The organism is Acinetobacter sp. PK01 (assembly GCF_022819285.1).
GTDB lineage: Bacteria > Pseudomonadota > Gammaproteobacteria > Pseudomonadales > Moraxellaceae > Acinetobacter > Acinetobacter tandoii.
This window is the reverse complement of record NZ_CP094643.1, coordinates 1608179-1622187: the sequence shown is the minus strand read 5'-3', so window position 1 is coordinate 1622187 and position 14009 is coordinate 1608179. Positions and strand designations below refer to the sequence as shown.

14 protein-coding genes are annotated in these 14009 nt (G+C 42.6%); 8 read left to right on the top strand and 6 right to left on the bottom strand.

Going from position 1 to position 14009, the window contains the following annotated elements:
• Window positions 1-15 precede the first annotated feature (15 nt).
• Window positions 16-1035 carry an ABC transporter substrate-binding protein gene (locus MP622_RS07815; RefSeq protein ID WP_044739987.1) on the top strand — a complete coding sequence of 340 codons (1020 nt, stop codon included), beginning with the start codon at window positions 16-18 and terminating at the stop codon, window positions 1033-1035.
• 90 nt (window positions 1036-1125) lie between these two features.
• Here the strand turns inward: MP622_RS07815 and MP622_RS07810 are convergent, their stop codons facing one another.
• From MP622_RS07810 to MP622_RS07790, 5 genes are all read right to left on the bottom strand, one after another.
• Complete coding sequence (locus tag MP622_RS07810) at window positions 1126-1455, bottom strand: SMR family transporter (RefSeq protein WP_151504307.1); 330 nt, start codon at window positions 1453-1455, stop codon at window positions 1126-1128.
• Between the two features lie 15 nt (window positions 1456-1470).
• On the bottom strand, window positions 1471-2373 hold the full coding sequence (locus MP622_RS07805) for a hypothetical protein (RefSeq protein ID WP_243793315.1): 903 nt from the start codon (window positions 2371-2373) through the stop codon (window positions 1471-1473).
• Window positions 2370-3374, bottom strand: a complete 1005-nt coding sequence (locus MP622_RS07800) for a 2OG-Fe(II) oxygenase family protein (protein WP_243793314.1) — start codon at window positions 3372-3374, stop codon at window positions 2370-2372. The genes MP622_RS07805 and MP622_RS07800 overlap by 4 nt, the downstream gene beginning before the upstream one ends.
• Before the next feature lie 81 nt (window positions 3375-3455).
• Window positions 3456-4340 carry an ABC transporter ATP-binding protein gene (locus tag MP622_RS07795; RefSeq protein ID WP_243793313.1) on the bottom strand — a complete coding sequence of 295 codons (885 nt, stop codon included), beginning with the start codon at window positions 4338-4340 and terminating at the stop codon, window positions 3456-3458.
• On the bottom strand, window positions 4340-5284 hold the full coding sequence (locus MP622_RS07790; RefSeq protein ID WP_243793312.1) for an ABC transporter permease: 945 nt from the start codon (window positions 5282-5284) through the stop codon (window positions 4340-4342). The genes MP622_RS07795 and MP622_RS07790 overlap by 1 nt, the downstream gene beginning before the upstream one ends.
• A gap of 470 nt (window positions 5285-5754) precedes the next feature.
• Between MP622_RS07790 and MP622_RS07785 the strand changes: the two genes are divergently transcribed.
• Together MP622_RS07785 and MP622_RS07780 are read left to right on the top strand one after the other, a co-directional pair.
• Window positions 5755-6633 carry a homocysteine S-methyltransferase family protein gene (locus MP622_RS07785; protein ID WP_243793311.1) on the top strand — a complete coding sequence of 293 codons (879 nt, stop codon included), beginning with the start codon at window positions 5755-5757 and terminating at the stop codon, window positions 6631-6633.
• A gap of 9 nt (window positions 6634-6642) precedes the next feature.
• The gene (locus tag MP622_RS07780) at window positions 6643-7965 is read left to right on the top strand and encodes a basic amino acid/polyamine antiporter (protein WP_044739994.1); all 1323 of its coding nucleotides are present in this window, start codon (window positions 6643-6645) and stop codon (window positions 7963-7965) included.
• A 131-nt stretch (window positions 7966-8096) separates the two neighbouring features.
• Here the strand turns inward: MP622_RS07780 and pcaU are convergent, their stop codons facing one another.
• Window positions 8097-8909 (bottom strand): IclR family transcriptional regulator PcaU, encoded by an 813-nt coding sequence (pcaU, locus tag MP622_RS07775; protein WP_165493966.1) that lies wholly within the window; start codon window positions 8907-8909, stop codon window positions 8097-8099.
• 291 nt (window positions 8910-9200) lie between these two features.
• Between pcaU and MP622_RS07770 the strand changes: the two genes are divergently transcribed.
• The 5 genes from MP622_RS07770 to pcaD all read left to right on the top strand — a co-directional run bounded on the left by MP622_RS07770 (window position 9201) and on the right by pcaD (window position 14005).
• Window positions 9201-9881: a 3-oxoacid CoA-transferase subunit A gene (locus tag MP622_RS07770; protein ID WP_104442200.1), complete on the top strand. Its 681-nt coding sequence runs from the start codon at window positions 9201-9203 to the stop codon at window positions 9879-9881.
• Window positions 9882-9894: 13 nt separating this feature from the next.
• Window positions 9895-10548: a 3-oxoacid CoA-transferase subunit B gene (locus MP622_RS07765; RefSeq protein ID WP_016166463.1), complete on the top strand. Its 654-nt coding sequence runs from the start codon at window positions 9895-9897 to the stop codon at window positions 10546-10548.
• A gap of 88 nt (window positions 10549-10636) precedes the next feature.
• Window positions 10637-11842, top strand: coding sequence for a 3-oxoadipyl-CoA thiolase (gene pcaF / locus MP622_RS07760; RefSeq protein ID WP_243793209.1), 1206 nt, complete (start codon window positions 10637-10639; stop codon window positions 11840-11842).
• Window positions 11843-11864: 22 nt separating this feature from the next.
• Window positions 11865-13220 carry a 3-carboxy-cis,cis-muconate cycloisomerase gene (gene pcaB, locus MP622_RS07755; protein ID WP_044740781.1) on the top strand — a complete coding sequence of 452 codons (1356 nt, stop codon included), beginning with the start codon at window positions 11865-11867 and terminating at the stop codon, window positions 13218-13220.
• Window positions 13217-14005, top strand: a complete 789-nt coding sequence (gene pcaD, locus MP622_RS07750) for a 3-oxoadipate enol-lactonase (protein WP_104442265.1) — start codon at window positions 13217-13219, stop codon at window positions 14003-14005. Before pcaB ends, pcaD begins: the two co-directional genes overlap by 4 nt.
• Window positions 14006-14009: the final 4 nt, after the last annotated feature.

Here is a 14009-nt window from a genome sequence, read left to right as displayed (position 1 = left end):
TAGGGGAACCTGAAAATGATGAAAAAAGCAGTGTTATCAATGTCAGTAGTTGCGGGTATTTTACTCTCAGGTTGTGACAATACCGCCAAAGTACCAGAAGCGGAAAAGAAGACTGAAACAGCAGCAACACAGGCAATCACCATTGGTTATAGTGACTGGCCGGGTTTTGTGGCTTGGCAAGTAGCCATTGAAAAGGGTTGGTTAAAAGAAGCGGGTTTAAATGTCGAATTTAAATGGTTTGATTATTCAGCATCGCTTTCAGCATTTGCAGCGAACCAGTTAGATGCGGTTTTGGTGACCAATGGTGATAATTTGGTTACAGCATCGGGCGGAACCAAAGGCATCATGATTATGGCAACCGATTATTCCGCAGGAAATGATGTGATTATTGCCAAAGAGGGCATAAACAGCATTGCAGATTTAAAAGGGAAATCTATCGCCACTGAAAAAGGGCTAGTGGATCATCTATTATTATCAACAGCTTTGGATGATGCCAAAATTTCATTGTCGGACGTGAAGCTGGTCAACTCAATGACCAACGAATTGCCGCAAGTTTTTGCAAGTAATGGTGTAGATGCGATTGCAGTATGGCAACCTGTTGCCAATCAGGCATTAAAATCGGTTGCTGGGTCTAAAATTATTTATACCTCAAAAGATAAACCGGGTCTGATTTACGATACTTTAACTGTAAATATGAGCCATTTGGCCGCCAACAAAGAACAGTGGTCTAAATTAATTCAGGTTTGGGATAAAACCGTTAAATATATTAATGACCCTGCAACCCATGCTGATGCAGTCAAGATTATGTCGAACCGTGTTGGGGTGGATCCGCAGCAATATGAACAATTTATCGGTGGAACACATTTACTGGATTTAGCTGCAAACAAGAAAGTGTTTACCAAAGGTTCGGGCTTCGATTCCATTTATGGTTCGACGTATCATGTGAATAAATTTAATGTCAGTAATGGCATCTACAAAACTGAAATGGATGTCAATGGTTTAATTTATCCCGCATTGATTGAAGGGTTGAAATAAGTCATCTATACGAGGAAAAGCCCAGAAATGTTCTGGGCTTTTGTGTTGGGTGGTACAGCACGGCGATGTTTCGGTCAGGCTATTTTTATATTAAAGATGGGTGCTTTGTGAAAAGATATTAATCACTAAAATTCCAGAAATCATTAAAGCCAAACCAATCAGTGCAGGTACGTCCAATTGTTGCTTAAAGCCAAACCATCCCACCAATGAAATTAAAATAATGCCCGCACCCGACCAAATGGCATAAGCTATGCCCATAGGAATGGTTTTTAAAGTTAAAGACAGAAAATATAAAGCAATCGTATAGCCCAATACGGTAATACAAGAAGGGATAAACACACTAAACCCTTGTGAAGCTTTTAATGCTGAAGTAGCAATCACTTCAGCAATAATTGCAATGCTTAAGTAGATAAATGCAATCAAAATATCACCTACTTAATATGTTGCTTGAGCATGATGTAACAGATGCTCAGCTTCTTGTGTGAGCCAAGTTTGACTGGCTGCTGTTGTAGAGGTTTGTGTTTGGAATTGATAATGGGGTAGATAGATGTCGACCTTGAAATATAAGGTATAGGTTTCACCTTCAATTTCTTTGACTTGCTTAAGCTGATTTTCACCAATATATTCGAAGTCTTCGAGTGAAAAGGGCTGCTGCAAGCGATAATTTTGGGTACTGAATTGTACGCTCGAAGATAACGAACCCACTGAAACTTCAAATTGATTGATTTGCTCTAAATGAATACCTGCTTGATGTGCTTCAATCAAATTGCCGAAAGGTTGAATGGCTTGCTGGTTTTGCGGCAATCGAGACTGTGCATAAGCCACCAAGTCACCACAAATAATCAAGCCTGCATCCAGTTGAACTGGAGTATTCGATTCAAGATGAATGGCTTTTTCTAAACGTAATCCAAGGTATAAACCTTGATTGGCTTGTTGACGCCAATCCTCCACATAGGCATTGCTAGGAGAGAATTCCAAAATACAGTTGCCGATGCAATGTAAGGTTGCGGGTTCTGGCCATTGAATGTGATTTTGGTAATTGGAATTTGAATCGACTTGCCATGATAAGACTTGTTGTTCTTTATCCCAGAGAGTTTGTCCAAGCCAGCCCTGACGTTGCAACACAGGCGTAAGCTCAATATCTTTCAGTCTTAAATCAATGGTAAAAGATTTGGATTGAAACCAATAAACGATGGTTTTTTCATCCGTTTGACCATTAAAAAAACTAATACTTTTGCGTCTAAACGCACCGAGCAATTCTAAAGGCAGCTCTACAGTGCTTATATCTGTCGGCAAAAGTTTAGTTGATAAATCTGCACATAAATTGATTAAATTCATAATTTTTCCTTGTGTTCATTTAGACCAAAGGAATACAACGGACGGGCATTGTTCAGCACAATTTCGCCAGAAGCGACTTTTTCTTTTAAATAATGAAAGGTTTGAGCCGTTTGGTTAAACAGGTGTTCTCCGCCACTTAAAGGGGCATATTGGGGTTGATCTGTCTCAATCACAGGCTGAATCACATAGTCATAATCGCAAGAGAAAAACAGCGGGAACGAGTAGCGCTCTTGTTGAACTTTTTTGACGCGATGTTTAGTAGCCAAATAACGCCCATTGGACAGAATTTCCATCATGTCACCAATGTTCATGACCAGTGTGTTTTCGAGTAAGGGAATATCGATCCATTCTCCTTGTTTATTCAGAACTTGTAGACCAGGAGCCGTCGGAAGGAGTAAGGTAAAACATTCATAATCGGTATGTGCTCCCATACCTTCTTGGTCTTGTGCCTGAGGATTGAACGGATAGTGAATCAGTCGCAGTTGACTTGGTGCATGGGCAATATGTGCATCAAAATAGGTTTCCTTTAAACCTAGGGCTAAAGCAAAACATTGGAACAATTGCTGACCAATATCTTTTAGATGTTGATAATACTCCGATACATGCAGTTTAAATTCTGCATCTTCAGGCCACTGGGTCGGTCCCACTAAAGGGCGTCGTTGTTCTGTGCCCAAATAGTCATAATTCACATCATAAGACTCTTTAAGGTCATAGACATTTTTGACAAATTGTTCCTCTCCAATCGGAACATAGCCGCTATGATTTTCGGAAAAACCAATGTAGTGCTGCATTTTACTTTGCTGATCACGAGCAAAATATTGTGCGCTGATGCGACACAAATTTTCAAAAAGTTCGGGTTGGAATTGCTCGCCTTTTAAATATAAAAATCCAACTTCTTTACAGGCTTGATCGAGAGCCTGTGCGACTGATAGTCGATCTTCTAAAAGTGGGCTGTTAAGTTTTGAGATTTCTACCAGTGGTAATATATAATCCGATTGCATGATCATCACCAAAAGTTGGTCGTCCAACGTATTGTTCAACACTTTGGGTCGTCCCAAAGGTTATGATTATTTATAAGCGTTTTATTTGTGTGTACTGACTTGAGTCATACGTGGAATTTTTGGCAACTCCTCTAAAGCAGGATCTAGTTCCTCTTCCTGTGCATGCACCAATGCATCGACATGTTCGCGTAAGCGTTTAAATTCGGGTGTGAGCATCAGTTCAGCATTGCGCGGTCGCGGTAAATCCACCTCAATAATTTCTTTAATTTCGCCTGGATTGGCCTTCAGAGCCACAATTCGATCTGCCAGTAAAATGGCTTCATCCATGTCATGCGTGACAAAAATAATGGTGATGTCGATGTTCTGCCATAAATCCATGAGATGTTTTTGCATTTTCTGGCGTGTATGCGGATCGAGCGCCCCAAAAGGTTCATCCATGAGTAAAATTTTCGGTTGATTGACCAATGCACGGGCAATCGCAACGCGTTGTTTCATACCACCCGAAAGTTGATGCGGGTATTGGTTTTCATATTTTTCTAGCCCAATAATGTTGATCCATTCGCGTGCATGCGCTTCTGCGGAGGCATGGCTTGCACCTTTCATGAGCGGACCGAACATCACATTTTTTTTAACAGTTTTCCACGGAAATAGGGTGTAACCTTGGAACACCATGCCACGTTCTGGGCTAGGGCCTGTTATTGGTTGACCATCGACCAGTAGTTCTCCACTGTGATATGGATCGAGTCCCGCGACGACACGGCTAAAAGTGGATTTGCCACAACCCGAGGGACCAATCACACAAATAAATTCACGCTTATGAATTTTTAAATCGAGTTGATTCAAGACGGTGCGTTGGGTTTTACCATGCTGAAATACTTGGGTCAGCTTTTTTGCCTCCAGAATTACAGGGCGTTGATAGATGTGTTCAAAATACTGTTTTGTATCATTATTCGTCGTTGTATTCATTATTTTGCTCCTGCTTTCCATGTGAAGAGTCGTTCGCCTAATTTCATTAAAATGACATCACAGACCAGTCCAATGACCCCAATAATCAAAATAGCAGCATAGACATTGTCAAAGTTTTGATAGCGCGCTTGTTGGGTAATAAACCATGTGATGCCCGAGGTCGTACCAATCAATTCAGACACAATTAAATAGGTCCATGCCCAGCCCAATAGCACGCGTAAATCACGGTAAATATCGGGTAATGCCGCAGGAATCACCACATGCAACAGACTTTTCATTTTGTTGGTGCCAAGGGTATAACCTGCTTCTATCAGTCCGCGGTCGACCATCCGTGTGGTGTTGGCAATAATTAAAATTTGTTGAAACAGCGTTCCTATCACAATAATGGCGACTTTCGGTGCATCATTAATGCCTAAGATGGCAACAGCCAACGCACCGAATGCAGGGGCAGGTAAATAACGGAAAAACTCGACAAAAGGTTCGGTGAGTTTTGAAATCTTGAGTGAGAAGCCACACAAAATTCCTAAGGGAATACCAATTAAAGAAGATAAGAAAAATGCGGTAAAAACCAGCTTAATACTATGCCACAGGCTTTGATGAAACCATGGAGCATCGGGTTGTACAGGAGGTGTCGTAAATGCAGTAATCAGTGCTGTTGCAACTTCATCGGGGGCGGGTAAATAAATCGGGTTGACCAATTTGCCTTGAGGTGGCGCATCGCCGTGATTGACTGCATTTTGTGCTTCATTATAGAACAGCGCTTTATCAATCCGACTGTCGACTTGCAAATAAGGCACGCTGCCAGAGTCGGTAATTTGGACTTGAGGATGCCAAATAAATGGCAGATAACTGACTGCACACCAAATCAAAATTGGAATGAGAAATGAGCAAAAGCCCAGAATCAGCTTATTTTTTTGGTTAAGTTCAGTTGCAACATATCCCATATCGCTAGTCCGCCTAGTATTACGAATTTTTAAAACCGTATTACTGATAAGCAAAATAAATGCCAATTAGAGATTAAGTGCAGGAGACATGATTCAATCAAAAAACAAGATAGCTCTGCGTTGAGCTGTATTTTCAGCATATTGAATCAATAAAATTTTTAATGGGATAGTGCGTTATTTATTTGTTGAATATGCTGACGACAATTTGTATAGGGTTAATCAAAGATAATACCTTACACAGTCCTCTATTATTTGTTTTACCTAAGGATGGGAGAAGAGTAACGGAGCATATGGAAAAAACGCTTTTCCGAAATTCAACACTATTGTTCAAGCTACGCTACATCAGCATGAGTTATTAGAAAAATGAATTTTCATTAGCTGAAATAAAGATATTGTTTGGAGGATTCAAGCATTAAATCTTTTAAGAGTTTCTCTATAATCAGCTTTTTTATTTAATATAACTTAACTTTATGAAAATCTTAGATGGCGGTTTTGGTCGTGAACTTGCGCGTAGAGGTGCACCTTTTAGACAACCTGAATGGTCTGCATTGGCTTTAACAGAAGCCCCAGACATTGTAAAACAAGTGCATTTAGATTTTATTGAAGCGGGTGCAGAAGTTATTACCACCAATAATTATGCAGTGGTTCCATTTCATATTGGCGAGCAGCGCTTTGAAAATGAAGTAACAAGTTTGGTGAATGTTGCTGTAACTCAGGCGAAAAAAGCAGTTGAAGAGAGTGGAAAAGACGTTCGCATTGCAGGTTGTTTGCCTCCGTTATTTGGCTCTTACCGTGCGGATTTATTTAAAGAAGCAGAAGCTAAAACCCTTGCAACACCAATTATTGAAACTTTATCACCGCATGTCGATTTTTGGTTGGCAGAGACACAATCTTGCCTCAAAGAAGTCGAAACTGTACATGCATTATTACCTAAAGATGGGCGAGACTTTTGGGTGTCATTTACCTTACAAGATGAAATTCAGTTAGAACAACCCTTATTGCGTTCTGGGGAAAGCCTTGAACAAGTGGCTGAGTTGATACACCGTCTTGGTGCCAACGCGATATTGTTTAACTGCTGCCAACCAGAAGTAGTATTGCAAGCCATTATCCAAATTAAAAAATTACTACCAGAAACAGTACAAATTGGGGCTTATGCCAACGCATTTCCGCCACAGAAAAGTGAAGCAACCGCTAACGATGGTTTAGATGAAATCCGTGCCGATTTAAATCCTGAATTATATTTAAGCTTTGCACAGCAATGGCAAGCTGCGGGAGCAACTTTAATTGGGGGCTGTTGTGGTATTGGTCCCGAGCATATTGCAGAACTTTCTCAATTTTTTAAACAGTAAGATTTTCTTATGTCTACAGCTAAAATTGGCTTACTTTCCTTAACTGCCTTAGTGTTTAGTTCTATGGTGGGTTCAGGGGTATTTAGTTTGCCACAAAACATGGCTGCAGTCGCAAATGGCCAAGCCTTACTCATGGCTTGGCTTATAACAGGCGTAGGAATTCTGTTTCTTGCTTTTGCACTGCTTTTTTTAACACGGCAAAGACCTGACTTAGATGGTGGTATTTATAATTATGCTCGAGAAGGTTTTGGTGAATTAATTGGCTTTTGTTCTGCATGGGGCTATTGGCTTTGTACCACCATCGGCATTGTTGGATATGTGGTAATTGCCTTTTCTGGTGTGGGTTTATTTACTGATAGCCCAGAGCATGTGTATTTTGGTGAAGGCAATACCCTGTATGCATTGATTGGTTCATCTATCTTTGTCTGGATTGTGCATTGGCTGGTCAGTCAGGGCATTAAAGAGGCAGCTTTGGTGAATCTTATTGCGACGATTGCCAAGATTGTTCCTTTGGTTATTTTTATTGCCTGTAGTTTTATTGCGTTCAAACTGGATCTGTTCAAACTTAACTTTATCGACTTTTCTTTACAGTTGCCTGTTTGGGAACAGGTGCGTAATTTGATGCTCATTACCTTATGGGTATTTACGGGTATTGAGGGCGCTGTAGTTTTATCATCCCGCGCCAAGAACAGACAAGATATTGGCCGTGCAACCGTTTTGGGTGTGCTGTTGGCATTGAGTTTCTATGTCATGGTGACTGTACTGGCTTATGGTGTAACTGGGCGAGCTGAAATTGCCAATATGCATAACCCTTCTATGGCAACCATATTGGAGCAACTGATTGGGCTGCCTGGTACGATTATTATTACGCTAGGTTTGATTATTTCGGTTAGTTCTTCTTATTTGAGTTGGACTTTATTTGCAACGGAAATTCCATTTTTAGCTGCAAAAAATAAAGCTTTTCCTTCTATATTTTTAAAAACCAATCAGAATGGTGTGCCGATTGCTTCACTTTGGCTAACGTCTATTGTGGTGCAAATTTCGCTGATTGCAGTCTGCTTCTTTGATAAAAACTATACGCAGTTATTGCTGATTTCATCAGTAATGATTTTATTGCCATACTTTTTGGTTTCTGCATTCTATTTAAAAGAATCTGTGAAACATAAACGTAGTAAGCATATTTGGATTGCCGCAGTCGCAGTCATCTATGCAGCATGGTTACTTTATGCGGCAGGCGTATCATTATTATTGTTGTCGGGTTGCCTATATTTATTGGGGTTGCTTGTATTTTTCTATAGTCGATTCACCCATAAAAAAGTGGTATTTGACTAAAGCTGATAAAATAAAAAACCGCTCTGTTATCGCGGTTTTTTATTTTGCTAAGTCCTAAAAAAAATTAACACATACTCTGTGATTAAAGCACTAGATTAAGTATGTAGATTTAGATTGTTTATCTAGGCTTTTTATAAAATATTGCGCAACTCACGTGCCGTCTCTTGTAGTAATGGCAAAATGTGCTGAATCAGATATTCCTTAGTGGTACGAGTAGTCGGGGACACAATATTTAAAGCAGCAATCACTTTAGATCTTTGTTGATAAATCGGTACGGCAAGCGCATGGACACCTAACTCATGTTCTTCACAAGAATAGCACCAGTCTTGTTCTTTGATTTCATGTAGCAAGTTTAAAAATGTTGCATTGTCGGTATGGGTATATTTGGTTAAACGTTGTAGTGGATATTTTTCCAGCCATTCACGTTGCTCATTTGGTTCCAGATGGGCCAATAAAATTTTCCCTGCGGATGTTGCATGTGCAGGTAAACGATTTCCTAAGTGTAAACCATAGGGGTTAACACGATCTGTTTGTTGATGCGCAGCGCTACGTGCAATAGTAATGGCTTCATATCCATCCAGTACCATCACGGAAAAGATTAAAGACGTTTGATTGGTGAGTAGATTCAATAGAGGCTGAGATATTTTAGGAAGTTGTGCACCGCCAAGATAAGCACCTGAGAATTTTAAAATTTTAGGCGTTAAATAAAAATAATGACCATCCGACTCTAAATAGCCCAAATATTCAAGAGTGAGTAAGTGACGCCGTGCTGCCGCGCGGGTCATCCCAGTCCGTTCAGCAGCCATTGAAATATTTAAACGATGACGGTCAGCACCAAAACAATCCAGAATTGCCATACCTTTACTGATGCCGGCCACAAAATCTTCATGTCGAATGATTTTTTTATTATCTTTATTTTCAAGCCATCTTTCAGTTTTATGCAATTCCTCATCCATTTAGATACTTTCCTGATATGTATTGTGTTTATATTTTTACTATAGCGTGAAATCTGACTGAAAAAATCAGGTTTTGTTCGATAATAAGTAAAAATGTTCGATCATCGAACAAAAGCACCTATCGCTATCTAGTCCAGCGTTAAGAAATGATAAAAAATGAACGTATAAGGAAATCGAACTAAAAGACTAGGGAATGTTGTTTTAGCTGAATTGCTCTCCAGTATAAGTTAGGTTTCCGTGCCTTTTCAAATTTTGCATGATGCACAATGGAGTTATCTAATGATAGATAAAAGTGCAGCGACCTTAACGGAAGCGCTCTCCCAGATACAAGACGGCTCAACCATCATGATTGGTGGTTTTGGTACAGCAGGACAACCTGCTGAACTCATTGACGGGCTGATCAAACTTGGACGTAAAGACCTCACCATTGTCAGCAACAACGCAGGCAATGGCGACTATGGTCTGGCGAAACTGCTGAAAGCCGGCGCCGTCAAAAAAGTCATCTGCTCATTCCCGCGTCAGTCCGACTCTTGGGTCTTCGATGAACTCTATCGTGCAGGCAAAATCGAATTGGAATTAGTACCACAAGGTAACCTCGCTTGCCGTATTCAAGCCGCAGGCATGGGACTCGGCGCAGTCTTCACCCCTACAGGCTTTGGTACCTTATTGGCTGAAGGTAAAGAAACCCGTCACATCGACGGTAAAGATTATGTACTGGAATACCCGATCAAAGCTGACTTCGCTTTGATTAAAGCCCAACAAGGCGACCGTTGGGGCAATCTGGTCTACCGTAAATCGGCACGTAACTTTGGCCCAATCATGGCCATGGCAGCCAATGTGACCATTGCCCAAGTGTCTGAAGTGGTGGAACTCGGTGCTTTGGACCCAGAACACATCATCACCCCAGGCATCTTCGTTCAACATGTGGTACAGGTTCAGCCTGAACCTGTGGCTGTGTAATCGGGAGAACATCATGAGCTATCAAAAACTCAACCGCAACCAGATTGCTGAACGTGTGGCCCAAGATATTCCGGATGGGGCTTATGTCAATTTAGGCATTGGCTTACCCACCAAGATTGCCAGCTACTTACCGAATGACAAAGAGATCTTCCTGCATTCTGAAAATGGCTTATTGGCTTTTGGTCCACCGCCAGCTGCAGGGGAAGAAGATCCTGAGCTGATCAATGCCGGTAAAGAATATGTGACCATGTTACAAGGCGGTGCCTTTTTCCATCATGGGGATTCGTTTGCCATGATGCGTGGTGGGCATTTGGATATTGCGGTTCTCGGTGCGTTTCAAGTCGCAGCCAATGGTGACTTAGCCAACTGGCATACTGGCGCACCCGATGCAATTCCATCAGTAGGTGGAGCGATGGATTTGGCGGTAGGCGCTAAAAAAGTGTTTATCACCACCGATCATGTCACCAAGAACGGTGAACCGAAGATTGTGGCTGAGTTGACTTACCCCGCCACAGGACAAAAGTGTGTTGACCGTATTTATACCGATCTGTGTGTGATTGATGTCACTGCGGAAGGCTTAAAAGTGATCGAGAAAGTCGACGGTCTAAGCTTTGCAGAATTGCAGGCGATGACGGGTGCTCCGTTGGTGGATGCGACACAAGGATAATTAATCCCTCCCGACTTCCCTTTAAAAAGGGAAGCGTTTCCCCCTTTTTAAAGGGGGACTAAGGGGGATTCAAAGGACAAGATTAAAAATGAAAGACGCTTATATTATCGATGCCATCCGTACCCCATTCGGCCGTTATGCCGGTGGACTCGCACCAGTCCGTGCAGATGACTTGGGTGCTGTGCCGATTCAGGCCTTAATGCAACGTAATCCAAGCGTGGACTGGAAACAAGTTGATGATGTGATTTACGGCTGTGCCAACCAAGCGGGTGAAGACAACCGTAATGTGGGGCGTATGTCAGCACTACTTGCAGGTTTACCTGTCGAAGTTCCAGCAACGACGATTAACCGTTTATGTGGTTCATCTTTAGATGCGATTGCGATTGCAGCCCGTGCCATTAAAGCGGGTGAAGCAAACCTGATCATTGCGGGTGGTGTGGAAAGCATGTCGCGTGCTCCGTTTGTGATGGGTAAATCAGAAACGGCTTATGGTCGTAGCCAGAAGATTGAAGACACCACCATGGGATGGCGTTTTATCAATCCGAAGCTGAAAGCCATGTATGGTGTAGAGACCATGCCACAGACTGCAGAGAATGTGGCACAACAATTTAAGATTGATCGTGCAGATCAAGACCAGTTTGCCTTGACGAGTCAACAGCGCACAGCAACCGCGCAAGCTCAAGGCTTTTTTAAACATGAGATCGTCCCTGTAAGTATTCCTCAGCGTAAGGGTGATCCGATTGTGGTGGATACCGATGAACATCCTCGTGCATCGACCACATTAGCAGGTTTGGCGAAACTGAAGCCAGTCGTCACAGCAGAAGGCACCGTCACAGCGGGAAACGCGTCAGGCATCAATGACGGTGCGGCTGCTGTACTGATTGCTTCGGAACAAGCCGTCGAGCAATACCAACTTAAACCACGTGCCAAGATTATTGCATCTACGGCTGTGGGGGTTGAACCGCGCATCATGGGCTTTGCCCCAGCGCCAGCAATTAAGAAGCTTCTTAAACAAGCCAATCTCAGCATCGAACAGATGGATGTGATTGAGTTGAATGAAGCCTTTGCGGCACAAGCACTGGCGGTTACCCGTGATCTGGGTTTGGCAGACGATACGACACAAGTCAATCCCAATGGTGGTGCGATTGCGATTGGTCATCCACTTGGTGCATCGGGTGCGCGTTTAGTCACCACGGCTTTAAACCAATTGGAACAAACGGGTGGAACCTATGCCTTATGTTCGATGTGTATTGGTGTCGGTCAAGGTATTGCAATGATTATTCAGCGCGTTTAAAGCAGAGTTAAGGATAGCGATCATGAGCCAGTTATATGCCAGCTTATTTTACCAAAACGAGGTGACTGAAATTTTCAGTGATCGCGCGTTGGTGTCTTACATGATTGAGGCGGAAGTTGCCTTGGCACAAGCGCAGGCTCAAGTCGGTGTTATTCCAGAATCTGCCGCAACCGCAATTTCCAACATTGCAGCAACTGCACTCGATCAGATTGACTTTGATGCTTTGGCTGTGGCAACAGGCTTGGCGGGCAATATTGCGATTCCATTTGTAAAGCAATTGACAGCAATTGTGAAACAAAACGATGAAGATGCTGCGCGTTATGTACATTGGGGTGCAACCAGTCAAGACATTTTAGATACTGCCTGTATTTTGCAGTGCCGTGCAGCAATGACGCATGTTGAAGCCTTAATTCAACAATGTTATCGCACAGCTTTGGCTCAAGCAGAACAGTATCGCTCACAAGTCATGATTGGGCGCACGTGGTTGCAGCAAGGTTTACCCATTACCTTGGGTCATAAATTAGCGCGTTGGGCTTCGGCCTTTCATCGTGATTTGGCCCGTATTGAAGCCATGAAATCACGCGTGTTGACTGCTCAATTGGGCGGTGCTGTAGGTTCATTGGCTTCTTTGCAGCATCAAGGCACAGCAGTTGTGCAAGCATTTGCAGCACAGTTAAAACTTTCTGTTCCAAGCTGTACTTGGCATGGTGAGCGAGACCGTATTGTCGAAGTGGCAAGTGTTCTCGCAATAGTGACAGGTAGCTTGGGCAAGATGGCACGTGACTGGTCTTTGATGATGCAAACTGAAATTGCTGAAGTGTTTGAGCCAACCGCAAAAGGTCGTGGTGGCTCATCCACTATGCCACATAAGCGCAATCCTGTCGCGGCGGCATCTGTATTGGCAGCAGCCAATCGTGTCCCTGTGTTGATGTCGAGTTTGTATCAAAGCATGGTGCAAGAACATGAGCGCAGTCTAGGGGGATGGCATGCGGAATGGCTAGCATTGCCTGAAATTTTTCAACTCTGTGCAGGTGCTTTAGAGCGAACTTTGGATGTTTTACAAGGGATGCAAGTTAGTGCAGAGAACATGCAGCGCAATTTGGAATGTACTCAAGGCTTAATTATGGCAGAAGCGGTGATGATGGCATTGGCGCCACACATCGGACGTTTACAGGCTCATCATCTGGTAGAGGATGCGTGTAAAACAGCTGTTGCAAAAGGCGTGCATTTAAGAGATGTGATTGCTGAATTGGATCAAGTTAAAGACTTATTCAGCGTAGCTCAGGTTTTAGAAATTTTTAAACCCGAATCTTATCTTGGCAATATTCAAGACCAGATTAATGCGGTGTTGCAAGAAGCAAAAGGAGAGGCAAAGTGAATATCACGATGACCAATCGTCAAGGTAAGACTTTATCTGTTGCGATCAGTGGGCAAGACAATGCGCCTGTGATTGTATTTTCAAACTCATTGGGTACAGATAAAAGCATGTGGCAGCCCCAAGTTGCTGCTTTTGAACAGCAGTTCAAAGTGGTGACTTATGACACGCGTGGTCATGGACAAAGCGATGTGATTGAGCAAACCACTGTACAAAATCTTGCAGAAGATGTGATTGATATTCTTGATGGTTTAAACATTGAAAAAGCGCATTTTTGTGGAATTTCGATGGGTGGCATGACGGCTTTGTGGCTCGGTATTCATCATGCAGATCGTTTTCATAGTATTACTGTGGCGAACTCAGCAGCCAAAATTTGGACGGAAGATGGTTGGAATGCGCGTGCAGATGCAGTGACAGCCAACGGTTTAGCAGATTTGGTCAAAACTACGCACACTCGTTGGTTCAGCGAACAGTTTGATTATCAACATGATGCTTTGGCACAGCGCACCATTCAGTCTTTAGCGACTACGCCAGCACTGGGTTATGCAGAATCTTGCCGCGCATTGGCGCAAGCTGATTTGAGCGAAGAAATTCAACAGATTCAGATTCCTACTTTAGTGATTGCAGGCGCATTTGATCCAGTCACGACAGTGGCAGATGGCGTCTTTATGCAACAACAGATTCAAAAGAGTGAACTTGTGGTGATTGATGCATCGCATCTTTCCAATATTGAGCAACCTGAGCTGTTTACCCAAACCCTCAGCCAGTTTATTGGATCGATTCAATAGTTTA

What these genes read in the sequence shown, in the direction of transcription:
- pcaB (WP_044740781.1), top strand. Translation starts at nt 11,865, where the DNA reads ATGAGCCAGTTATATGCCAGCTTATTTTACCAAAACGAGGTGACTGAA.
- pcaF (WP_243793209.1), top strand. Translation starts at nt 10,637, where the DNA reads ATGAAAGACGCTTATATTATCGATGCCATCCGTACCCCATTCGGCCGT.
- MP622_RS07765 (WP_016166463.1), top strand. Translation starts at nt 9,895, where the DNA reads ATGAGCTATCAAAAACTCAACCGCAACCAGATTGCTGAACGTGTGGCC.
- MP622_RS07785 (WP_243793311.1), top strand. Translation starts at nt 5,755, where the DNA reads ATGAAAATCTTAGATGGCGGTTTTGGTCGTGAACTTGCGCGTAGAGGT.
- MP622_RS07790 (WP_243793312.1), bottom strand. Translation starts at nt 5,284, where the DNA reads ATGGGATATGTTGCAACTGAACTTAACCAAAAAAATAAGCTGATTCTG.
- MP622_RS07815 (WP_044739987.1), top strand. Translation starts at nt 16, where the DNA reads ATGATGAAAAAAGCAGTGTTATCAATGTCAGTAGTTGCGGGTATTTTA.
- MP622_RS07780 (WP_044739994.1), top strand. Translation starts at nt 6,643, where the DNA reads ATGTCTACAGCTAAAATTGGCTTACTTTCCTTAACTGCCTTAGTGTTT.
- MP622_RS07805 (WP_243793315.1), bottom strand. Translation starts at nt 2,373, where the DNA reads ATGAATTTAATCAATTTATGTGCAGATTTATCAACTAAACTTTTGCCG.
- MP622_RS07795 (WP_243793313.1), bottom strand. Translation starts at nt 4,340, where the DNA reads ATGAATACAACGACGAATAATGATACAAAACAGTATTTTGAACACATC.
- MP622_RS07800 (WP_243793314.1), bottom strand. Translation starts at nt 3,374, where the DNA reads ATGCAATCGGATTATATATTACCACTGGTAGAAATCTCAAAACTTAAC.
- MP622_RS07770 (WP_104442200.1), top strand. Translation starts at nt 9,201, where the DNA reads ATGATAGATAAAAGTGCAGCGACCTTAACGGAAGCGCTCTCCCAGATA.